Annotated in this window: 19 protein-coding genes; 15 read left to right on the top strand and 4 right to left on the bottom strand. The window is 59.2% G+C overall.

The features are described from left to right. The first annotated feature begins 29 nt into the window (after window positions 1-29). Both tsf and BLT47_RS00635 read left to right on the top strand, forming a co-directional pair. Window positions 30-887 (top strand): translation elongation factor Ts, encoded by an 858-nt coding sequence (tsf, locus tag BLT47_RS00640; RefSeq protein ID WP_049618757.1) that lies wholly within the window; start codon window positions 30-32, stop codon window positions 885-887. A gap of 554 nt (window positions 888-1,441) precedes the next feature. Then, window positions 1,442-2,329 carry a formate/nitrite transporter family protein gene (locus tag BLT47_RS00635; RefSeq protein ID WP_256332478.1) on the top strand — a complete coding sequence of 296 codons (888 nt, stop codon included), beginning with the start codon at window positions 1,442-1,444 and terminating at the stop codon, window positions 2,327-2,329. Window positions 2,330-2,592: 263 nt separating this feature from the next. On the opposite strand, the gene BLT47_RS00630 is transcribed toward BLT47_RS00635, so the two are convergent. Together BLT47_RS00630 and BLT47_RS00625 are read right to left on the bottom strand one after the other, a co-directional pair. After that, a complete protein-coding gene (locus BLT47_RS00630; RefSeq protein ID WP_074660673.1) occupies window positions 2,593-3,945 on the bottom strand; it encodes a PFL family protein in 1,353 nt (450 codons plus the stop codon). Window positions 3,946-3,956: 11 nt separating this feature from the next. Continuing rightward, entirely contained in the window at window positions 3,957-4,211 is a 255-nt protein-coding gene (locus tag BLT47_RS00625; RefSeq protein ID WP_244924557.1) for an ACT domain-containing protein, read from the bottom strand. A 395-nt stretch (window positions 4,212-4,606) separates the two neighbouring features. On the opposite strand from BLT47_RS00625, the gene pyrH reads away from it, so the two are divergent. Both pyrH and frr read left to right on the top strand, forming a co-directional pair. Next, window positions 4,607-5,359: a UMP kinase gene (gene pyrH / locus BLT47_RS00620; protein WP_049618753.1), complete on the top strand. Its 753-nt coding sequence runs from the start codon at window positions 4,607-4,609 to the stop codon at window positions 5,357-5,359. A gap of 80 nt (window positions 5,360-5,439) precedes the next feature. Further along, window positions 5,440-5,997, top strand: a complete 558-nt coding sequence (gene frr, locus BLT47_RS00615) for a ribosome recycling factor (RefSeq protein ID WP_049618752.1) — start codon at window positions 5,440-5,442, stop codon at window positions 5,995-5,997. On the opposite strand, the gene BLT47_RS09475 is transcribed toward frr, so the two are convergent. Beyond that, window positions 5,994-6,269: a hypothetical protein gene (locus tag BLT47_RS09475; protein WP_256332477.1), complete on the bottom strand. Its 276-nt coding sequence runs from the start codon at window positions 6,267-6,269 to the stop codon at window positions 5,994-5,996. The genes frr and BLT47_RS09475 overlap by 4 nt on opposite strands. A 40-nt stretch (window positions 6,270-6,309) precedes the next feature. Here BLT47_RS09475 and BLT47_RS00610 point away from each other — a divergent pair, with 40 nt between their 5' ends. The 4 genes from BLT47_RS00610 to BLT47_RS00595 all read left to right on the top strand — a co-directional run bounded on the left by BLT47_RS00610 (window position 6,310) and on the right by BLT47_RS00595 (window position 10,857). Then, entirely contained in the window at window positions 6,310-7,137 is an 828-nt protein-coding gene (locus BLT47_RS00610) for a phosphatidate cytidylyltransferase (protein ID WP_256332476.1), read from the top strand. A 76-nt stretch (window positions 7,138-7,213) separates the two neighbouring features. Further along, on the top strand, window positions 7,214-7,759 hold the full coding sequence (locus BLT47_RS00605) for a DivIVA domain-containing protein (protein ID WP_049618751.1): 546 nt from the start codon (window positions 7,214-7,216) through the stop codon (window positions 7,757-7,759). Window positions 7,760-8,055: 296 nt separating this feature from the next. Then, window positions 8,056-8,922 (top strand): GNAT family N-acetyltransferase, encoded by an 867-nt coding sequence (locus tag BLT47_RS00600; RefSeq protein ID WP_049618750.1) that lies wholly within the window; start codon window positions 8,056-8,058, stop codon window positions 8,920-8,922. A 48-nt stretch (window positions 8,923-8,970) separates the two neighbouring features. Further along, window positions 8,971-10,857 carry a proline--tRNA ligase gene (locus BLT47_RS00595; protein ID WP_074660667.1) on the top strand — a complete coding sequence of 629 codons (1,887 nt, stop codon included), beginning with the start codon at window positions 8,971-8,973 and terminating at the stop codon, window positions 10,855-10,857. Window positions 10,858-11,077: 220 nt separating this feature from the next. Here BLT47_RS00595 and BLT47_RS00590 read toward each other — a convergent pair whose 3' ends face one another. Beyond that, window positions 11,078-12,364 carry a hypothetical protein gene (locus BLT47_RS00590; RefSeq protein ID WP_074660664.1) on the bottom strand — a complete coding sequence of 429 codons (1,287 nt, stop codon included), beginning with the start codon at window positions 12,362-12,364 and terminating at the stop codon, window positions 11,078-11,080. Between the two features lie 117 nt (window positions 12,365-12,481). Here BLT47_RS00590 and BLT47_RS00585 point away from each other — a divergent pair, with 117 nt between their 5' ends. From BLT47_RS00585 to truB, 7 genes are all read left to right on the top strand, one after another. Further along, complete coding sequence (locus BLT47_RS00585; protein WP_074660661.1) at window positions 12,482-13,033, top strand: ribosome maturation factor RimP; 552 nt, start codon at window positions 12,482-12,484, stop codon at window positions 13,031-13,033. A gap of 8 nt (window positions 13,034-13,041) precedes the next feature. Next, on the top strand, window positions 13,042-14,322 hold the full coding sequence (gene nusA, locus BLT47_RS00580) for a transcription termination factor NusA (protein ID WP_231583014.1): 1,281 nt from the start codon (window positions 13,042-13,044) through the stop codon (window positions 14,320-14,322). 151 nt (window positions 14,323-14,473) lie between these two features. Continuing rightward, window positions 14,474-14,719, top strand: coding sequence for a YlxR family protein (locus BLT47_RS00575; RefSeq protein ID WP_074660658.1), 246 nt, complete (start codon window positions 14,474-14,476; stop codon window positions 14,717-14,719). Between the two features lie 146 nt (window positions 14,720-14,865). Further along, window positions 14,866-17,916, top strand: coding sequence for a translation initiation factor IF-2 (gene infB / locus BLT47_RS00570; protein ID WP_074660656.1), 3,051 nt, complete (start codon window positions 14,866-14,868; stop codon window positions 17,914-17,916). A gap of 554 nt (window positions 17,917-18,470) precedes the next feature. Continuing rightward, a complete protein-coding gene (gene rbfA, locus BLT47_RS00565; RefSeq protein ID WP_065414620.1) occupies window positions 18,471-19,031 on the top strand; it encodes a 30S ribosome-binding factor RbfA in 561 nt (186 codons plus the stop codon). Continuing rightward, complete coding sequence (gene brnQ / locus BLT47_RS00560; protein WP_049618745.1) at window positions 19,015-20,421, top strand: branched-chain amino acid transport system II carrier protein; 1,407 nt, start codon at window positions 19,015-19,017, stop codon at window positions 20,419-20,421. Before rbfA ends, brnQ begins: the two co-directional genes overlap by 17 nt. Next, a complete protein-coding gene (gene truB, locus BLT47_RS00555; RefSeq protein ID WP_074660654.1) occupies window positions 20,418-21,659 on the top strand; it encodes a tRNA pseudouridine(55) synthase TruB in 1,242 nt (413 codons plus the stop codon). Before brnQ ends, truB begins: the two co-directional genes overlap by 4 nt. The last annotated feature ends 23 nt before the right edge of the window (window positions 21,660-21,682 follow it).

Raw genomic sequence — 21,682 nt, 5'->3', positions numbered from 1 at the left:
GAAAACGAACTTAAGGGCTGAGGAGAAAAATGGCTAACTACACAGCCGCCGATGTCAAGGCGCTCCGTGACAAGACGGGCGTAGGCATGATGGATGTTAAGAAGGCGCTCGACGAAGCACAGGGCGATGCCGCGAAAGCGGAAGAGATCCTGCGTATTCACGGTGCGAAGGCCGCGGCTAAGCGCGAAGGCCGGACTGCGGCCAACGGCCTGGTTACGTCCAAGGTTATTGATACCGAAGCAGGCCAGCGGGGCGTGCTCATCGAAGTGAACTCGGAAACTGACTTCGTGGCCAAGACCGATCGCTTCATTAAGATGGCAGAAGAAATCCTCGAAGTTGCGATTGATAGCAAGGCAACGACGGTGGAAGAACTGCTGGCCGCCAAGCTGGCCGAAGGTACCGTGGCAGATCGCGTGACCGAAGAAATTGCGGTTATTGGCGAAAAGCTCGAAGTTTCCAACCTGGAAGTGCTGGAAGGCGAAGTTGTGGATGCTTACATGCACCGCACTGACCCGGATCTACCGCCGCAGGTAGGCGTTCTAGTTGCTACCGATGAAGCTGGCCGTGACATCGCGCATGACGTGGCCGTACACATCGCGGCGCTGAATCCGAAGTACCTCAACATTGAGGACGTACCGGCAGACGTTGTGGAAACCGAAAAGCGTATCGCCACCGAAACCACGATCGCTGAAGGCAAGCCCGAAAAGGCCGTGCCGAAGATCGTAGAAGGCCGCATGCACGGCTTCTACAAGCAGGTTGTACTGCTCGAACAGGGCTGGGCGCGCGAACCGAAGAAGTCCGTCAAGCAGGTTATCGCTGAACACGGCGGTAAGGTGACCGGCTTCAAGCGCGTGCGCGTTGGCGATTCCGCTACCGAAGAGGCCTAAACTCTTCGCTACCGGTGTGCCCCAGGTACACCGCTAGTTCGCTAGCGGATCGTTACTGATTCGGCAGCGGTTCGCTGCTGGTTAGCTGTTCGCTGCTGGTTAGCTGTTCGCTGCTGGTTAGCTGTTCGCTGCTGGTTAGCGGTTCGCTGCTGGTTAGCTGTAGGTCGGCCAGCGGTTCGCTACTGGTTTGCCAGTGTGCATAACTAAAAAATAAATACTGCGTGTACTAGTTCTAATTAGTGCACATAAATGTGGGGCGTCACCGCCGTGGCGCCCCACATTTATGCTCATTTCTACCAAATCTGTACCAATTCCGCGGTTCGTGTGAACGCCCTCGAATCGGCTGGTGGCAGCATGAAATCTGCTTCGGCCCTGCCGCCCACATTTTCGGTAACGCCGTAAGAACCCCATCCCGGCCCGTCAGCCAGCACCATTTCCGCAGGTCATAGGCGTAAAGTCCCAGGTGTTGTTAACATTAAATTCCGGCGCGGCGGCGTGCGGGTGCGGAAACGCCATATATGCTGTACGCATTAAACACTCAAAGAGGAGGAACAGTGGCCTCTACACATGCAACTGTCCCGGCCGCGGCAGAACTAGCCGTGGAAAACGCCCAAGCCGCATATCTTAAAACGCAAAGGCCTCCAGCCAAAGCATTCTACTTGGCAATCGCCGGCGGTTTTCTGGTGGGCGTCGGATACATTTTCTACGTTACTAGCCAACAGGGGATGGCCGATTTTCCAGTCGGTCCCGCAAAAATTTTGGGCGGTATGGCATTTACCGTCGGCCTCGTCGTAATAATTCTGACCGGCGCCGACCTTTTCACCTCCACCACCATGACGGTGATGCCGCTCTACTCGCGCAAAATAACACCGCGCCGCTGGCTCGCCCACTGGGGAACTTCACTTTCCGGCAACCTGCTTGGAGCTTTGCTACTTGCCGTGATCGTCTTCGCTTCCGGGCAATACCTGGCAAATGGGGGAGAATGGGGCAGAGTCGCCCTTGAAACCGCATACGGAAAAATCCACTATTCCTTCCCGCGGGCGTTCCTACTGGCCATGCTCGCCAATATCATGGTGTGCCTGGCCGTCTACATTGCCCAGTCCGGGCGTACGACGACGGATAAAATTCTGGCCTGCTTGGGCCCCATCCCGCTATTCGCGTCTTCCGGTTTTGAACATTCGATTGCGAATATGTTCTTGCTTCCGCTCGGATGGATGATCAAGGAATTCGGGGGAGCTAAGTTCTGGGAATCCGCGGCCGTACAAAAAGCCGGCATAACAGCGGAACAGTTCGCAGATTTCGATATTTCTGCGATCGTGATCAATAACTGGATCCCGGTGCTCCTCGGCAATATTGTGGGCGGCGCGCTCGTAGTAGCCACCTATTTCTATTTCGGTTTCGTCCGCACGGCCGAAAAAGCGGCCGCAACAACCGGCGAATAATAGGCAGCAGCTACCGGCAAAGCTAAACGAGCGGTAGCCACATCAAAACTCGCAGTAGCGGCCCGGGTGTGGTGGTCCCGATCGGGACCACCACACCCGGGCCGCTGGGCCATATCTACTTTGCGTGCTTTTCGCTTCGCGCGGTGAGGGGCGCCTATCGTGCTTTTGAGCTCCCGCGTTTTCGCGCCTATTGCGCTATTCGTGCTTATTGTGCTATTCGCGCTGCCGCCCGCGTTAGTTGTACTGGGCGTGCCATCCGCACCTTAGTTCTTGAACTGATGGACGGGCGCGGGGATATTTCCACCCCGGCCAATAAATGCGGCCGAAGAGTAGGGCGAAACTTCCATTACCGGCGCCGAGCCCAAAAGCCCGCCAAATTCGACGGTATCTCCAACTTTTGCGCGCGGAGCTGGGATAACTCGCACCGCAGTGGTCTTCGAATTCATTACGCCGATTGCCGCTTCGTCCGCAATCATGCCCGCAATCGTCGCCGGCGGAGTATCACCCGGAACTGCAATCATATCTAGGCCTACCGAGCAGATGGCCGTCATAGCCTCCAACTTCGCCAAAGAAATCGCGCCGGTAGCGGCAGCCTCAATCATCCCTTCATCTTCAGAAACGGGGATAAAGGATCCGGAAAGTCCGCCCACGCGCGAACAGGCCATGAGCCCACCCTTCTTGACCGCATCATTGAGCAGGGCCAAAGCGGCGGTGGTGCCATGCGCGCCAACCCGTTCCAGCCCGGTTGCTTCCAAAGCGCGGGCTACCGAATCGCCTACGTCCGCCGTCGGCGCTAGAGAAAGATCCACAATCCCGAAGGGAACACCTAAGCGTTCGGCGGCTAGGCGGCCCACCAGCTCACCCATGCGCGTGACCTTAAAAGCCGCTTTCTTAATGGTTTCAGCGAGTTCGGAGAAGCCGGCATCCCCTGCGCTGTGAATGGCGCGAGTAATCACCCCCGGCCCAGAAACGCCCACCGAAACCACGGAGTCGGGCATTTCGGGGCCGTGGAAAGCACCCGCCATGAAGGGATTATCGCCTACCGAATTGGCGAAAACTACGAGTTTGGCAGCGCCTAACCCATCCGGGGTGGCATGTGCGGCGGAAACCACTACTTCACCCATTTGGGCTACGGCATCCATATTGATTCCGGCCTTGGAAGAACCAATATTGACGGAAGAACACACTAGGTCTGTGCTGGCCAAAGCTTCCGGGATAGAGGCAAGAAGCGCGCTATCAGCAGGGGTACAGCCCTTTTCTACCAGCGCGGAAAAACCACCAATGAAATCCACCCCGACTTCTCGAGCCGCAGCATCAAGCATGTGCGCCCACGCGGTGAGGTTCTTTTCCCGCGAAGCGGCCGCAACCAAAGCGATTGGAGTTACCGATATCCGCTTATTGATAATCGGAATCCCCAGCTCTTTTTCGATTTTTTCGCACACGGGCACAAGCTGCCGGGCCTTGGTAATAATTTTTTCCCGGGCCCGTGCGCGGGCCTTTTCGCCGTCGCTATCCGCGCAGTCAAGCAGGGAAATGCCCATGGTCACGGTACGAATATCGAGCCGGTCCTCATGGATCATGGCCAGTGTTTCCAGAATATCTTTTTCAGTATTCATAGAACTTGGCCTCACAACCTATGCATAGCGTCGAAGATTGCTTCTGATTGCACGCGGATTTCCAGGCCTTCCGTTTCTCCCAAGGCGTGCATATCAGCCTGCAAACTGGTGATATCCAAATCTTCGGGCAAAGAAATCTCCAAAATCATCGTGAAATACTCAGACATAATCGTCTGCGAAATGTTCTTGACGTTTACTTTTCGTTCGGCAAGTTTAGTGGTAACGGCCGCCACGATTCCCGTGCGATCGCGGCCTGTAACAGTCATGATGGCTCGCATGAGGACCAGTCTCTCACACTCGGCGCGCAGGTGAGGGCCCACGCCCACTTGGCGAGGCGGTTGGGTTGGGGAGGCGCCGCCCGCACGTGGCGTAGTGCCGGTCCCCACTTGGCGAGGCGGTTGGGTTGCGGAGGCGCCGCTCGCACGTGGCGTAGTGCCGGTGCCCACTTGGCGAGGCGGTCAGGTTGGGGAGGCGCCGCCCGCACGTGGCGTAGTGCCGGTGCCCACTTGGCGAGCGGCGAGATTTATGCGGCGCTGCCGGCCGGCGCGGGTTTAGTTTCACTTTGGGAATCTGCGGGCCAAACGCTTTGCGCTGGTAATGTTATTTCTGGTTGATTCCGAAGCAGGAATCCGGGTGGAGGAAACACGAAGCGAGGAGAAGCATGACTATATTGGGGCGGCCAGCAGCGGAAGACGGCGTGCGGCGCGTTTTGCTTAAGCTTTCGGGCGAAACCTTTGGTGGCGGCGGGGTCGGAGTGGATACCGATGTGCTCACGCGGGTGGCTTCGGAAATCACCGCGGCCGTGAACCAGGGCGTAGAAGTAGCGATCGTGGTGGGCGGCGGTAACTTCTTCCGCGGTGCTGAATTACAACACAGCGGTATGGACCGGGCCCGCGCCGACTATATGGGCATGCTCGGCACGGTTATGAACGCGATCGCTTTGCAAGATTTTATCGAACGGGCGGGCACTCCTTGCCGCGTTCAAACCGCAATCCAAATGACCCAGGTGGCCGAGCCTTATATTCCATTGCGAGCCATCCGGCACCTGCAAAAGGGCCGGGTGGTTATTTTTGGAGCTGGCGCCGGAATGCCGTATTTCTCCACCGATACCGTTTCCGCCCAGCGGGCTTTGGAACTGCGGTGCGATGAACTCCTCATGGGCAAAAATGGGGTAGATGGTGTTTATAGCGCAGATCCGAATGTGGATTCGGAAGCCGTAAAGCTCGACCATTTGACCTACGCAGACGTAATCAAACATGATTTGCGGGTGGCTGATGCGGCTGCCTTCTCCCTGTGTCGGGATAACAATCTGCCGATACGCGTTTTCGGCATGACCATTGCGGGCAACGTCACTGCCGCCTTGCGCGGGGAGAATATCGGGAGTCTCGTCACTAGCGGGGACGTCATAAGCTAGAGTTCACCATGGATACATCAGGATGCCGGCACGCCGCCCCTGAGTATAAAAACGAATTAGCAGGAATACAGAGGTAGAAAATGATTGAGGAAACTCTCCGCGAAGCGGAGGATGGCATGCAAAAAGCGGTCGAATTTACGCGTGACGAATTCGGCCACATCCGTTCTGGCCGCGCTTCGGCCGGTTTGTTCAACCCCATCCTGGTCGACTATTACGGCACGCCAACGCCCTTGCAACAGTTGGCAACGATCGTTATCCCCGAACCGCGCACGGTAATGATCACGCCATTTGACCCGGGTGCCAAGGCCAATATTGATAAGGCCCTGCGCGAATCCGATCTGGGCGTCAATCCTTCCGACGACGGCAATGTGCTCCGCATTAACCTGCCCGCGCTCACCCAAGAACGCCGGCAAGAATACGTAAAGCTGGCCCGTACCCGCGCCGAAGAAGGCCGGGTTACCGTCCGCGGCGTGCGACGCAAGGCCATGGATGCGCTCGCGAAGATGCAAAAAGATGGCGACGTGGGCGAAGATGAAGTACGCCGGCAAGAAGAACAGGTAGAAAACCTGACCAAGAAGTACGTAGGCGAAATCGACACCCTGCTGGAAGCCAAGGAAAAGGACCTCATGGAGGTTTAGGCGTAGCCAAACACACCTCGTGAGGAAACGTTGATGTCCACAGATCCTTCGTCAGTTCCTAGCACGCCGGGTGGTCCGGTATCACCGGTGTCTGCGGGTTCACCGGGTATACCGGTGTCACCGGTCTCCGCGAGCTCGCCGGGCGCGCCGGAGGCCCTAGCCCCCAGCCGTTCCGGGCGGGGAGCGAGCTTGCGCGCGCATTTGCAGCCGCATCCGCCTACTCCGCCCGCCCCTTCGGGATCGCGGGCCGGCCGGAACCTAAAACTTGCCATACCCACCGCCGTCATTTTGTTGGCGTTAGTGGCCTTATCGGTGGCTTTCCGAATAGAGATCTTTGTGATCCTGGTAGCTATTGCCCTATGCATAGCTATCTGGGAGGTCGCGGGTGCCTTTCTGAACCGCGGGATCCGCATCGCCGTAATTCCGCTCATGGCGGGGGTGGTGGCGATGGTGGCGGCCACCTGGTGGGGTGGTTTACTGGCCGGATTCGGTGCGTATATTGCCACCGCCTTCGTACATGGTCTGTGGATTGGGTGCCGCGAACTCATAGCCACACGCCGCTCCCGGGATGCCGCCCCGAGCTCAGGTGATACCGCGGCCAGTTCGCCGCTTCCCGCATCCGATGCGAAGACCCCCGCGCGCTCCGGGCGCGACGCCGGTGCCGGCGCCTTTGCAGCTGCCTGGATTGGCCTGCTGGGTACGTTTGCAGTGGCACTGGCGGGAACAGAGGCTGCCGCCGCACATATCGCGGTCCTAATTTTGATGCCGGTGGCCAATGACACGGGCGGCTGGGCGGCCGGGGTACTGTTCGGCAAACACCCGCTAGCTCCCAAGATTTCTCCGAAGAAATCTTGGGAAGGCTTTGCCGGCTCGATCATTTTGGCATTAGTGTTCGCCTTCCCATTGATGGGATTGTGGCTTGGCCATCCCTGGTGGGTGTGCGTGCTTATCGCAGTGGTGGCGGTAGTGTGTTGCACCGGTGGTGATCTAGCCGAGTCCATGCTCAAACGAGAACTCGGAGTCAAAGACATGGGGAGCATTTTCCCCGGGCACGGCGGTATGCTAGACCGCTTGGATTCCATTCTTATGTGGGCCCCGTTTTGCTATCTAATTGTGGCCTGGGCGGGCGGCATACTATAGGCGTGGTCGTCACCGCTGCGTAAGCTGTAGCGGCGTCCTAAAGTGGGGTTGGCGCAGGAAGCGAGGAGAGAAGCGAATGGCCAAGAAAACATTTAAACGGGTCAGTCCGTTTGCGCACGGATACAACGTGGAAGAAGTGGATTCCTTCCTCGATAAAGCCCGCCAAGCTTATTCTTCAGAAGACGGTTCCCTGGACGAAAACGACGTCCGCTCGGTCGGATTTTCGCGCGCGCGGCGCGGCTATGATACCGCCGCGGTAGATGCGGCTCTCGACCGGCTGGAAGCCGCGTTTATTCACTTGCGCCGGGCCCACGTTATCTCCAACCAGGGCGAACAAGCATGGCTAAAACGTTCATACGAAGCCGCTAAATCGCTCTATCCGCGCTTGCTGCGGCCACGCGGGGAACGTTTTGCCGACGCCGATGGTTGGGGCTACCGCAAACAGGAAGTGGACGCCCTCATGGGCCGTTTGGCCCGATATTTCGACGGGGAAGCAGAACTGACTTCGCATGAATTACGCAACGCGCTCTTCCCCGAAGCAAAAAACAGCGCCGCCTACGATGAAGCAGTGGTAGACGTCTTCATTGAACGGGCCGTATCTGTCCTCACCAGCGTCGAATAAACCTAAGTTCGAATAACCCCAATCCTTGCTACCTGGCTTGTTGCCCCGGCTTGCCACTGTCTTTTTCCCCGGCTTGCCACGGTTTGTTGCCCCGGCTTGCTTGCCGGGCCTCCTACTGGCCGGGTTTGCTACCGGGCCTCCTACCGGCCGAGCTGGCTTGCCGGGCTTGCCGCCGACCGTTCCGCTAATCTCAAAGTGCGGTCAGATATTCGTTTTCGCGCTGCGCGGTGCCATACTCTCGATGTGGCCAAGTATCGATATAAGCATCGGCCTCGCCCAGAATGGAGGAAATACTCGTGATACCTCTAAGATGGCGAGGAAAGTCTGCGGTCTCTTTACGGCGGCTTTATGGCACTGATAAAGCTGCCGCCCTGGAATTTCTGGATCGTGACCCGGTAAATGCCGTCCTCGCGCGAGTCAACGTCGAACGCATGGGGCTAGGGCCGGCTTCCGCCCTCGCTAAATATAACGATGCCCAAGAAATTACAGCTCTAGCCTGGGATGGCGGGAATGTTATCCCGCTCGGATTCACTCCCTCCGGGCTAGATGAGCTCGCCGATTCCTTACTTTCCCGGCGCCGTATTGCCAGCTCTTTTGTCGGCCCGGCCACGCAAGTAATGGGCCTGTGGGAACGGACCCGCCACGATTGGGGACCGGCACGTGATATCAGATCCTGCCAGCTTTCCATGGTGATGGATCGCCCTTCCGCAGTCGCGCCAGACTCGCTGGTGCGCCCGGCCCGGTTCGCTGAAGCCGGGCTTGTTCTACCGGCTTCGGTGGCCATGTTTACCGAAGAAGTGGGATACGACCCGATGATTTACGGCAATTCCTATGCCCACCGGGTTTCTACGCTTATTTCTGCCGGGCATACTTTTGTGCGGGTTGAAAACGATGCACTTACCGGCCAGCCCCGCGTGATATTCAAAGCTGATATTGGGGCCCTGGCGGGCGGCGTCGCCCAAATACAAGGCGTGTGGACGGCACCGGACCGGCGCGGCCAAGGAATAGCTACTCACGCGATGGCCGCCGTGGTGAGCCACATTCTGGAAAATATTGCCCCCACGGTATCTCTCTACGTCAATAATTATAATTTGCGGGCCGTGCAGGTTTATAAAAAAGTGGGCTTTACGCGGCGTGAGGATTGGGCAACGATTCTCCTCTAGCTGGCACCGGGCATAGCCGCGGGGCGTTACACTGGGCAAGTGCTAAGAATGTCAACGCTGTTTGTGCGTACCCTGCGTGAGGATCCCGCCGATGCGGAGGTACCCAGCCATAAATTACTTGTTCGCGGGAGTTACATTCGCCGCGTGGCGCCCGGTATTTACACCTGGTTGCCACTGGGCTTGAAGGTTTTGCGGAAAGTAGAAACGGTTATCCGCGAGGAAATGGATGCCGCCGGTGCGCAAGAAGTGCTGTTCCCGGCACTGCTACCGCGTGAACCCTATGAAGCCACCGGCCGTTGGGAAGAATACGGACCGCAGCTGTTCCGTTTGCAAGACCGGCGGGAAAACGATTTTCTGTTGGCACCTACCCACGAAGAAATGTTCACCTTGCTGGTCAAGGACCTGTACAGCTCGTACAAGGATCTGCCGCTCACGCTCTACCAAATCCAAACCAAGTATCGGGATGAAGCGCGGCCGCGGGCGGGCCTGATCCGCACCCGCGAGTTCCTGATGAAGGACGCCTACTCCTTCGATATGGAAGATGCCGGCTTAGAGGATTCTTATGCGGCGATGCGTGCGGCCTACCAAAAGATTTTCCAGCGGCTCGGCTTGCCGTACCAGATTGTGACGGCTGTGGCCGGGGCGATGGGTGGTTCGAAGTCGGAAGAATTCTTGTACCCGACGCCGGTGGGCGAAGATACGTTCGTGCGTTCTGCGGGCGGCTATGTGGCGAATGTGGAAGCGGTAAAAACCGTGCAGCCACCCGCGCAGGACTTCGCTAATGAACCCGAAGCTGAGCTGGTTTCCACGCCGGATGCGAAGACGATTGAGGACCTGGTAGAAGTTGCGAACCGGGTGCATCCGCGGGAAGATCGACCCTGGCAAGCCGCAGACACCTTGAAGACAGTTCTCCTCAAGCTCACCCATCCAAGCGGAGAAACTGAACTGGTAATGGTGGCGGTGCCAGGAGATAGGGAAGTAGATTTCAAGCGTGTGGAGGCCTCCTTGGCACCCGCCGAAATCGAAATGGCAGATGCGGAAGCAATCGCCGCCTATCCCGAATTGGTTCCCGGCTATATGGGTCCGGGCGTTTTCGGCCCGCAATCCGCCCGCCGCACCGGTTCTACCGCAGCCACAACTAATTCCGCGGTTTCTGCGAACGGTGAGGCTGCCGGCAAGGCTGCAGGTAAAACCGCAGGTGACGGCGCTACCGCGGAAGCTGAAGCGGGAGAGGCCGTGCCGCCCTTGCGCTTGCTGCTGGATCCCCATATCGCGCGCGGCAGTAGTTGGATCGCGGGCGGTAACGAAAACGAAAAGCACTTCTTCCACTATGTTTACGGCCGCGATTTTGAAGCCGATGGTTTCATTGAGGCAGCGGAAGTGCGGGAGGGCGATCCGGCCCCGGATGGTTCGGGGCCGATGGAACTGGCACGCGGAATCGAAATTGGTCATATCTTCCAGCTGGGCCGTAAATACTCTGAAGCTTTGGGTCTTACGGTTTTGGACGAAAATGGCAAGAGCCGCGTGGTTACCATGGGTAGTTACGGGATTGGCGTTTCTCGCGTCATGGCCTCGCTGGCGGAAGAACATCATGATGAGCGGGGTATTGTGTGGCCGGTGGCGGTTGCGCCAGCGCAGGTACACGTGCTGGCTACCGGTAAAGACGCCGCGGTGTTTGAAACGGCAGAAAAGATTGCAGCCGAGCTCGAACAAGCCGGGGTGGAAGTCTTGTTTGATGACCGCCGCAGGGTTTCGGCCGGCGTAAAGTTCAAGGACTATGAGCTTTTGGGAATGCCCTACGGGATCGTGGTAGGCCGCGCTTTGGCCGATGGCAATGTGGAATTGCGCAACCGGCGCACCGATGAACGGGAACTGGTCCCGGTAGACCAGGCCGTGGCCACCATGCGTAAGCTCCTGGCCGCCCACAACGAATAGCCACCGGTAACGCAATCGCGAATAATGCCGCAGTAGCCCGCGCCGTAAAGCGCGGGCTACATAGCGTTACGGACCAGCGGGCTCGGTTCGGGAGCTCGGTTCGGGGGTTCTGTCTAGCGGGCTCCATCTGGCGAGCTCTATATGGCGGGTTTTGTCCAGTGGGCATTGTCTAGCGAGCTCTATCTGCGAGTTCAGTCCCGCAAAATGTTAGCTATGTGTTCTAGGCCGGTCCGGGGTTTTGTAGGCCGGGCAGGGCCGGAGCCGTGGCACGTTCGGCGTCGTCCAGGTAGAGCGAACAGGCGAAGGTGAGCGCCGCGCGCGGTTCCCCCGGTCCGGAAACAAGCACCCCCGCATAAGTGTTGAGGCCTTGTGCAAGCAGGGCCGGGCTGGATTGATCTTCCGGATACGGGGAGGCAATATCGCGCATATCTTCCATCCCGGTTTGGAGCATGCCCTCCTCGAAAGCAGTGAGCTTATCAATACGAGCTAGTTGGGCATCGCGCTGGCCGGGTTCCAAACGGGAAGTGGCTGTTTCAATCCACTGGCGGGCGGCTGCGGCCTCGCGCAGGAAATGCGGATCGGCGCCCGCAAAACTGCGGCCCACCGAAACCGCATCCATTTGCACGGTAGCGCCGGCCGCGAACTCGCAACTAGGTATTTCCAAGCCGGCTGCCTGGGCAATTTGCATCGCATCGAAATGGCTACGCAAAGCAATCGAAAGATAAAGCGGGCGGGAATTTGGCGCTGCGCCCGTAACCGCAGCGGTTTCACTACTGTCCGTACCCGCAGCGGTTTCACTACTATCCGTATCCGGCACCACGGTTTCTGCGGCGGCAATCGCCGCTTCCCGTAATTCTTGCACCTGGTTCAGCAAATTAGAGGTCTGCGGATCTGCGGGTGCAGCGGTATCCAACGGCGGATTCGTATACGGAGAAGGCGCCCCACTAGGCCAGGGCTGCCACACCCCGCCCAGCTGCGTCAGGAACTCGTTCGCATGCGCCTGCACCTGCTCATAAACGGCGGAAGTGCCAGCGTCACTGCCCGCGCCAGCGCCGGTTGCGGTGCCACCTGCATTATCGCCACTGCCACCAGCATTACCGCCCCCATCACCTGCGCGCCCGTTTGCTCCGCCGCCCGCGTTCCCATGCGCCAAGGCCGCCGCGGTTTCCGCCACCCGGGCCGCCTGGATCGCAACTTTTTGCCGGGCCTGTTCCGCTGGTGAGGCCGGCGGAATCTGCGGTTTAGTTTCACCAAAACGCACGCCCAGGCCGGCAAAGATGCCAATAATAACGATGAGGGCGAGCACCGACCAAGCAATAGCGCGTAACACCGGGGAGCTGCGGTGAGGCGGCGGGGTAGACGGCGTCGTCGCTACCCCGGAAGCGCTAGCACCGGGAACGCTAGCGCCGAGAACGCCAGCACCGGAAGCGCTACCACCGGAGGCACCGGCCTCGTAAGCGGCAGGATCATAAGCACCAGCAGGAGAATTCTGGCGGCGTTTTTTCACAATGGACCTCCGAACGCGAGAGCGCAACAATCGTTTTATTCTCTCACGGGCTAGGAATCTCTCACGAACTTGGCACGCGGCGGCGAAAGCCACACAAAGCAAGGTAGGCTATAGGGCATGAATCGACGTCATCGCAATCAATCACCAGCAGGCCGCGGCGCGCAGCGAGAAAACACGCCGCGCTCGCGAAGCACTGCCGAACGCCGGCAAGTGCGGGAAGAAATTGCGCAGGCGCTGGTAAGTGTGGTGGAAAACGCGGGTCTCTACCTCGAAAATGTGCAGGTAAGCCGCGGGTCGCGCCCCATTGTTTCGGTAACCGTAGACCTGCCGGAAGGTCCGGGCGGTGTAGATTCGCAACAACTCGTGGATATTTCCCGCGAAATCTCTGCCGTGCTCGATGAGATTGATGTAATTGCTGGCGCTTACCAGCTGGAGGTAACGACGCCGGGTACGGATCGGCCGCTGGTGGAAGCCCGCCATTTCTCACGCGCTATCGGGCGGCTCGTGAAAGTGACGCCACGCGAGGAAACGCCCTTCACGGAGCGGCTCGTGGCGGTGGAGGGTGATACCTTGGTATTCCGCGGGGAATCTGGCGAACGGCGGTTATCGATCGGAGAGGTTGCGAAAGCGCGCGTCCACATTGAGTTTGACCGCCCTAAGAAGGATTAGGAGAAATCGTGGATTTCAAAATCCAGATGAATGAGCTCCGAGCTTTGGAAACCGAGCTGGGAGTGAGCGTGGACGTACTGATGACTACGATCCAAGATGCGCTTTTGCACGCTTATATGCGGATGCCCGGGGCAGTGCGGGGTGCGCGCGTGGAGCTCGACCAGAAAACCGGGGGCGTAACCGTATGGGCTCCGGAAGTCGACGAAGAAGATAACGTAATTGGCGAATTTGACGATACCCCCAATGATTTCGGGCGGATCGCGACCACTACCGCAAAGTCAGTAATCGCCCAACGTTTGCGGGAAGCAGAAGCCGACCGGGTGCTCGGTTCCTTCAAACATAAGAAGGGTGAGATCGTTTCGGGCGTGGTGCAGCGCCGAGCCGGGCGGGACGCCGATTCGCGCGACCTCATCGTGGATGTGGGGGAGCATGAAGCAATCTTGCGGGCCGAAGAACAGGTGCCCACGGAACATTTGCACCGCGGTGACCATATTCGCGCCCTGGTTTTGGATGTGGCGGTAACTCCGCGCGGTGCTTCCGTGCGGCTTTCACGTACCCACCCGGATTTCGTGCGGCGCTTGTTCGAATTGGAAGTTCCGGAAATTGGGGATGGCACGGTAGAATTGGTGGCCCTTTCGCGCGAACCGGGGCACCGCTCCAAGGTAGCGGTGTGGTCTGCCGATCCATCCGTGAACCCGAAGGGCGCTTGCATTGGGCATAACGGGCAGCGCGTGCGGGCCGTGACCCAAGAATTAGGCGGAGAAAAGATCGATATTGTTGATTACGACGACGATCCGGCGGTATTCATTGCCGAATCACTTTCCCCCGCGCAAGTAGTGCGAGTCGATATTCTCAGCAAAGATCATCGCCAGTCGCGCGCGGTGGTGCCGGATGGGCAAGCATCCCTGGCAATTGGCAAGGAAGCGCAGAATGTGCGCCTGGCCGCCAAGCTCACCGGCTGGTCCATTGATATCCGCAAGGAATCCGATATGGCGGCGGGTAACTATCCAGAAGCCCAGGCCGCGCGGGCCGCAGGAATTATCGCGGAACCACACGAGGCAGCTGCGGAAATAGCGGAGCCTGCGGAAGGCGCGGAGCCTGCGGAAGTTGCGGTAGCCGCGGAAGAAACGGTGGTAACTGAACCTGTGGAACCTGCCGAAGCTACGGAGGCGGTGGAAGCTGTGGAAGTGGCGGCGGCAGCGGGAACGTTAGATACGCCGGCCACAACCGAAGCTCCAGCTACAACCGATGCGCCAGCTACAACCGAGACGGCGGAAAAGCCGGAGTAGATCCGGCACGGTCGCGCAGTCGGAATAGCCGTACGTCCGGCACTGTGAGAGCAATCTCGCGGTAGTCGAATACTGATGTGGGCAAATTCGTACTAACCTTTTGCCTGAATTCCAGGTAAAGTAGTCAGGGCGTTCTTTGGGGTGGTTACTTATGAATCCACGCACTTGTGTGGGTTGCCGCGCAAAAGACGAGGCTAAGAATATGGTGCGGCTAGTGCTTCGCGATCACCATGTGCTCGCCGATACGCGACGTCACATGCCGGGCCGCGGCGCATGGATTCACGGTTCTGCAACTTGTATTAGCCGTGCTTTGCGCAGTGGCGCCTTGCCTCGAGCTTTCCGGAGCCGAGTGGATGCCACCCCATTTACCGCCACGATCATTACGAATGATCAATAGCAATGTAAGTTCGCCCGGTAGGGCGATGACCCGAGATACAGAAAGCGGGTTGGAAGCCGATGGGCACCCGATGAGTACCCAGCGATGAGCTGCCAGAACTAGAGAGGTCCGCGCGCGCCTTGCCCGGACCCCAAAGAAGGAGAACTGTGGCAAAAGTCCGCGTCCATGAACTCGCCAAGGAACTTGGCACTACGAGCCGACGCTTGCTCGATGTGCTCAAGGAAAATGGAGAATTCGTCAAATCTGCCTCATCTACGATCGAGGCACCAGTTGTGCGTAAGGCGCGCAACTATTTTGAAGCACATCCGGAAGAACTCGATCCGGCCTCCGCAAAGGGAGGGAAGAAGGGCGGCCAAGCACGCCGCGCCGCAAAGCCGCGTAAGCCGCGGCAAGGAACCCGTGCGGCGGTAGATCGCCCGGCCGGTTCCGACGCAATTGTGGTCGAATCGCCGCGTCCCGATAAAGACGCAGCACCGGCAGAAAAAGCTAGCCAGCCGGTAGCGAAGGATACGGCTAAGCCGGCCACTAAGTCAGCGCCGAAGCCGGGTCCCAAGCCCGGGCCGCAGCCGGCGCGCGGCGCCAAACCGGCCAGCCCGGCCAAACCGGGCGGTGTGCAGGCAGAAGCTAAGCAGGAACGTGCCGCTGCCCCCACGCCAGCTGCAATGGCTACGGGTGGAAAGCCAGGCCGGGGTGCGAAGCCCGGTGGCCGTGACGAAAAGCCTGCGGCGAAGCCTGCTGCACCACGCCCGCAAGCGGCGGGTAAGCCTACCCCTAAGCCGGGGCAGGGCCGTGATGGGCAGCGCAAGCCGGCCGGGCGCCGGCCGGGAATCCCCACGCCGATGGGAGCCGCCCAATCAGCACGTGCCGCGCGCGCCGAAGCAGCGCCGCGGCCCGGTAATAATCCGTATGCCACCAAGCAGGGTATGCCCCGGCCCGGTGGTGGGCGCGGGCGCGGCAAGGCCCGGCCCGGTAATAATCCGTATGCCACCAAGCAGGGTATGCCCCGGCCCGGTGGTGGGCGCGGGCGCGGCAAGGCCCAAGGCGATCAGGGCGCGGGCGCGGGAACTGCGCCACGTCCGGCACATTCGGGCGGTCCACGGCGCGGCGGCCCACGGCCTTCGCCAGCTATGATGCCCAGCCAGATGGCAGGCCAACATCCGGGCGATTCGCGCGGACGGGGCGGGCGCGGGCGCGGCGGTCAGCCGGGCCATCGCCGGCCTGACGGGGGCGGTTTCACCCGTTCGGGTGGGCGTACCCGCGGTGGTTCCACGGCTGGTGCTTTCGGGCGGCGCGGCGGCGGTGGCCGGCGTGGCCGGAGCCAGCGGCGCACCCGGCGCGAAGAATTCGAAGCAAAGTCTTCGCCCACGGTACGCGGCGTAAATATTCCGCATGGCAATGGGCAAACCCTGCGCGTGCGGCAAGGCGCCTCCGTGGCCGATTTCGCGGAACAAATTGGTGCTTCCAGCGCAGACGTCATTACCGTCTTGATGCGCATGGGCGAAATGGCCACCATGAACCAGTCGCTGGACGAAGATACCTTCAAGCTTCTCGGCGATGAACTTGGCTACCAGGTGGAAGTACTTTCGAAGGAAGATGAAGATCGCCAGATCCTCGAATCCTTCGATATCGATCTGGAAGCCGAAGAAATCCTCGATGACGATGAAGATCTGGTGCCGCGTCCGCCGGTCGTTACCGTTATGGGTCACGTTGACCACGGAAAGACGAAGACCTTGGACGCCATTCGGCATTCTTCGGTGGAAGGTACCGAATCGGGCGGGATTACCCAGGCGATTGGTGCCTACCAGACCCACGTCAAGTACGAGGGCGAAGATCGGGCCATTACCTTCATCGATACGCCCGGGCACGAAGCCTTTACCGCGATGCGTGCGCGCGGTGCCAACGTCACCGATATTGCGATCCTGGTGGTTGCTGCCGACGACGGCGTTATGCCGCAAACGGTGGAAGCAATCAACCACGCCCTATCGGCGAAGGTTCCGATTGTCGTGGCCGTCAACAAGATCGACGTGGCCGGTGCCAACCCGCAAAAGGTCCGTTCCCAGCTCACGGAATATGGCTTGGTGGCAGAAGACTACGGCGGGGATACACTCTTCGTAGATATTTCGGCGAAGAAGCGCGAAGGCATTGACGATCTGCTAGAAGCTGTGCTGTATGTGGCCGATGCCGAATTGGACCTGCGGGCCAATCCGAACCGGCCGGCACGTGGGGTGGCAATCGAAGCGAAGCTGGACCAGGGCCGCGGTGCCGTAATCACGGCGCTAGTGCAAGTTGGTACCTTGCGGATTGGCGACCCCCTCGCCGTCGGCACCGCGCATGGCCGTGTGCGTGCCATGTTCGACGAAAACGGGAAGGCCGTGGAAGAAGCCGGTCCGTCCCGGCCCGTCCAGGTACTCGGTCTTTCTTCGGTTCCGGCCGCTGGGGATACCTTCCTCGTGGCAGATGATGAGCGCACGGCCCGGCAGATCGCCGAACAGCGCGAAGCTGCCCACCGCGCGGCCACCTTGGCTCGCCGGCGCAAGCGCGTCTCCCTGGAGAACCTGGGAGATGTGCTCAAGGAAGGCAAGGTCGATACCCTCAACATCATTATCAAGGGCGATTCTTCCGGTGCGGTCGAAGCGCTCGAATCCTCGCTCTTGGATATCGAGGTTGATGATGAAGTCCAGCTGGATATTATCCACCGGGGCGTGGGGGCAATCACCCAGAATGACGTCAACCTTGCCACCGTGGACAATGCGGTCATTATTGGCTTCAACGTCCGCCCGGCAGAACGGGTTGCTGAATACGCGGATGAAGAAGGCGTGGAACTGAAGTTCTACACCGTTATCTACGATGCGATCAACGACGTCGAAGCCGCGATGAAGGGCATGCTCAAGCCGATCTACGAAGAAGTCCAACTGGGGACCGCGGAGATCTTGCAGCTGTTCAAGTCTGGCAAGGCCGGTATGATCGCTGGTTCTACCGTGCGCAAGGGCCGCATCAAGCGCGGCGCGGACGCACGGCTGGTACGCGACGGCGTCGTAGTGGCAAAGGACTTGAAGATCGTCTCCCTGCGCCGCGAAACGGATGACGTTGCGGAAGTGCGCGAAGGCTACGAATGCGGTATTACGCTCGGCTATCGCGATATCAAGGTAGGCGATTTGATCGAAACCTTCGAAATGCAAGAAAAGCCGCGTGTCTAAGCCAAATGTTTAGGCCAAGTGCCTAAACATGGCGCCGTGCCGCATCGAGCAAGGTGAACGGTACGTTGCAACCAATAAGTGCGAGGCCGGGTGGGGAACACGGATTGCCCTGCCCGGCCTCGCGAGGTTTAGGGCCGCTCTGCGTGAGGGCACCGCTCATGACGTAACTGCGCTCGTGGCGTATATAGGCAGGTCCCGCAAAACTGCTCCGCCCCTTATGCGGCGGGCTAAGTATGGAACAAAAAATGGCCTGCCAGCCTTGCTTGTGTAAGCTGTGCTAACAGTGCACCAGCCTTTTGCCTCTACCCGGGGCGGGCTGGAACTGACTGTACGGTTGCTTGAAAAGGCATTGCCCACAGGTTTGCTTGGCGCCGGCCGAGTAGTTGTTTTGGCACTAACAGAGTGCGCGAACTACTGTTGGCTGGTACTGACGAAGTATGTGGTAGCAACCGCGTGCTGACAATGAAAGTGGCGATCCCCGGGAAGGTCGCGGTTACTTAGCGCCAAGTTGGTCAAATGTACGCAGTGGGCAAGCAAATGATGAGGAGATAGTTATGGCTAATCCCCGTGCCGAACGTGTGGCAAAACGGGTACAGCAGATCGTGGCAGAAATGCTCGGAAATCGGCTGAAAGATCCCCGCCTGGAACTAGTAACAATCACCGAAGCGCGGGTGACGGGTGACCTGCAACAAGCCACCGTATATTTCACCGCGCATAACGAAGAGCGGATGAAAGACGCCGAACGTGCCCTAAACGCGGCGCGCGGCATTATCCGCAGCGAAGTTGGCAAACAATTGGGCTTGCGGCTCACGCCAACCATCGAGTTTGAACTCGATCGGCTTCCCGAAACTGCGCGCAGTTTCGAAGACGTGCTTGCCGCAGCACGGCACCGCGATGCCCAGCTAGCGCGCCAGCGTGGCACCGAATATGCGGGAGACGCAGATCCGTATCGCAAACCCCGCGAGGCCGAGGCAACTGCGGCGGCTGAGAGACAATTCGAAACGAATACGGAAGCGACGGCCCACCGGGAGGCCGCAGCCGGAGCGCAGGCCGAGCCAGAAGCACAGGCCGGAGCAACTGCCAGCGCAGAAAGTGATAATGCAGGTGAGCGCTAGCTCCCGCGCAACCTCCAATGCAAATAGCCGAGCCCGGGCCATCACGGTGGCCGGGCTCGCCTTATTCGCCATGTTTTTCGGCGCCGGCAATCTTATTTTCCCGGTCATGCTCGGCACCGAAGCAGGCACTAATGTGTTTCCGGCCCTCGCCGGTTTCTTGGGTACCGGAGTGCTGTTACCGGTGCTCGCAATCATCGCGGCTTCGTCTTCTAAAGATGGCACCCCGCGGGAAGTAGCGGAAAGAATCGGGAAGATCCCCGGTACGGTTTTACTTTTCGCCATGTTCCTCACCACCGGCATGTTTTATGCGGTACCTCGCGTTTCCGCGGTGTCCTATGAGATGGCTATCGCCCCGCTGGTCCCTGGCGCAGATTCCGGGGGCGGCATCGGCCTGGCCATTTATTCCTTCGTTTTCTTCACTGTCGTGTACCTGCTGGTGAGCCGGCCGAGCCGCGTCGTGGAAAGAGTGGGCGGCTATCTCACCCCCGCGCTCCTAATCTTGATGGCAATTCTGGTTATTACCGTAGTCATCAAGCTTCCGCCCGCTGGTAACCCGCCCGCGCCGAAATATGTAGATAGTCCGGTTTCTACCGGCCTCCTACAAGGCTATTTCACGATGGATGCGATAGCCGGATTCGTATTTGGGTTGATTATCGTTACGAATTTGCGGAATACGGGTTTTGCTACCCAGCGGAGCTCTTTCCGGGCCACTTCTGCGGCCAGTCTGGTAGCCGGCGTTTTCCTCGCCGTCGTCTATATTGGTTTGGCAATGATAGGCACCCGGGTTGCAGGCGATGGCTACGCAAACGGAGCAGAAGCACTTTCCGGTGTGGCGCAACAGTTCTACGGCACGGGTGGGCAGGTGCTATTCGGGGCCATTGCGATCCTGGCGTGCCTTACCACGGCTACCGGTCTGCTTACCTCGTCTACAGCTTTCTTCCGTTCGTATTTCCCCAGTATTAGCTATAACACCATGTTGGTGGGCCAGTTGCTGATTGCTTTCGGATTTTCCAATATGGGGCTAGAGGCGATCCTCAACCTGATCGAACCGGTAAACCAACTCGTCTACCCGGTAGTTATTACGCTCGTGGTAACAACCCTGGTAGACATTTTGATTCCCGGGCGGCTGTATTGGACGTACCGGATATCGGCCTGGGTGGCGGCTTTCGTTTCGCTTTTCGAAGCGCTGTGGGCCACGAAGCTGGAAATATTTGCCGGCTTGCGGCCACTACTTGACGCTATGCCGCTGGGCACAAATCATTTGCCTTTCGCGGTACCTGCCGTAATCGCTTTCGTGTGCGGGTTCGCCATAGACATTGCCCAGGGGCGTCTCCGCCACGCCCTTGCCCAGCCGAATCTATCCGGAAATACAGGAGGCACTGCCAAATGACGCACCCGCAAAACGGCGATAACGGTAAAAAATCGAAAAAAACGCGCGGCCCGCGGCGTGAGCGTTTGCGCCGCGAGCTTCCGTGGGGCGAATTACCGCGCGGTTGCGATGCGGGGAACGGAGTCCTGGTGGTCAACAAACCTGCCGGGGTTACTTCGCACGACGTCGTTGCCGCTATCCGCCGTTTAGCGGGTACTCGGAAAGTGGGGCACGCCGGTACGCTCGATCCGCTGGCTACCGGCGTGTTGGTAATCGGCGTGGGAAACGCTACCCGGCTGTTGCCCTACATTGCGGGAACCGAAAAGGAATACCGAGCTGGTTTCAGATTCGGAATCGGTACCGATACGGAAGATTCCACCGGGCAAGTGCTGCGCGCGCCCGGCTATACTCCTGCGTCTGGGAGCAGTGCCGAGGCCGAAATCCGGCGGGCATTAGAAACCCAAATAGGGCAAATCTGGCAAGTGCCAAGCGCTTTTTCGGCAAAGAAAATTAACGGCCAACGCGCCTATGCTGCCGCCCGCGCTGGCCAAGAAGTCGAGCTGGCCCCAGCGCAGATCGAAATTTCGGCGCTAACTGTTTGCGGGCAGGCGCGCCCCGGTACCGCCGCGGTAGAAGTCCCTGCCCCTGCAGAAAGTGCAGTGCCACAAACCAGGGAAGTGCCGGTAGTGGATATCGACGTAGACGTAGTGTGTTCAGCGGGAACTTATGTGCGGGCCCTGGCACGCGATGCGGGCCGCGCGGCCGGCACAGAAGCCCATATGACCTCTTTGGAACGGCGGCGCGTAGGCGGGTTTACCCTCGCTGAAGCACGCACCATCGAACAACTTGCGGCGGAAGTAACCGCATCTGCCGTGAGTACCAGTGCTGATACAACATCCAGCCGCACCGAGGAAACGGAAACGCACGCCACCGGGGAAACGGAAACGCACGCCACCGGGGAAGCGGAAACGAACAACACCGGAAAAACAGAAACGAAGAACGCCGGGAAACAAGACACCGATAGCCTCGCAAACCCGCGCGGAACGCTACGACTAATGCCTCCGGCACAAGCAGCTAGTCGGGCATTGCCCGTGGTCACAGTGACTGCCGCCCAGGTTTCTGCTTTGCGGCATGGCCAAGGCATTCAAATACGAGAATGCGCCACGCCGGTAGCACTCGTGGACGAAACAAACAATCTGGTGGCGATCGGTGTGCGCCGTGGCGATTTAATCGGCCCCAAGGTAGTTTTCCCAGCCTGAGGACTAAAGTCCTGAAATGGTTC

The organism is Actinobaculum suis (genome assembly GCF_900102025.1).
Classification (GTDB): domain Bacteria; phylum Actinomycetota; class Actinomycetes; order Actinomycetales; family Actinomycetaceae; genus Actinobaculum; species Actinobaculum suis.
This window is presented reverse-complemented; position numbering and strand designations above follow the sequence as displayed.

Coding starts and splice junctions, on each gene's coding strand:
- tsf (WP_049618757.1), top strand. CDS start 30: ATGGCTAACTACACAGCCGCCGATGTCAAGGCGCTCCGTGACAAGACG.
- BLT47_RS00630 (WP_074660673.1), bottom strand. CDS start 3,945: ATGAATACTGAAAAAGATATTCTGGAAACACTGGCCATGATCCATGAG.
- BLT47_RS00625 (WP_244924557.1), bottom strand. CDS start 4,211: ATGACTGTTACAGGCCGCGATCGCACGGGAATCGTGGCGGCCGTTACC.
- pyrH (WP_049618753.1), top strand. CDS start 4,607: ATGACTATATTGGGGCGGCCAGCAGCGGAAGACGGCGTGCGGCGCGTT.
- frr (WP_049618752.1), top strand. CDS start 5,440: ATGATTGAGGAAACTCTCCGCGAAGCGGAGGATGGCATGCAAAAAGCG.
- BLT47_RS09475 (WP_256332477.1), bottom strand. CDS start 6,269: ATGGCAAGTTTTAGGTTCCGGCCGGCCCGCGATCCCGAAGGGGCGGGC.
- BLT47_RS00605 (WP_049618751.1), top strand. CDS start 7,214: ATGGCCAAGAAAACATTTAAACGGGTCAGTCCGTTTGCGCACGGATAC.
- BLT47_RS00595 (WP_074660667.1), top strand. CDS start 8,971: ATGTCAACGCTGTTTGTGCGTACCCTGCGTGAGGATCCCGCCGATGCG.
- BLT47_RS00585 (WP_074660661.1), top strand. CDS start 12,482: ATGAATCGACGTCATCGCAATCAATCACCAGCAGGCCGCGGCGCGCAG.
- BLT47_RS00575 (WP_074660658.1), top strand. CDS start 14,474: ATGAATCCACGCACTTGTGTGGGTTGCCGCGCAAAAGACGAGGCTAAG.
- rbfA (WP_065414620.1), top strand. CDS start 18,471: ATGGCTAATCCCCGTGCCGAACGTGTGGCAAAACGGGTACAGCAGATC.
- brnQ (WP_049618745.1), top strand. CDS start 19,015: ATGCAGGTGAGCGCTAGCTCCCGCGCAACCTCCAATGCAAATAGCCGA.
- truB (WP_074660654.1), top strand. CDS start 20,418: ATGACGCACCCGCAAAACGGCGATAACGGTAAAAAATCGAAAAAAACG.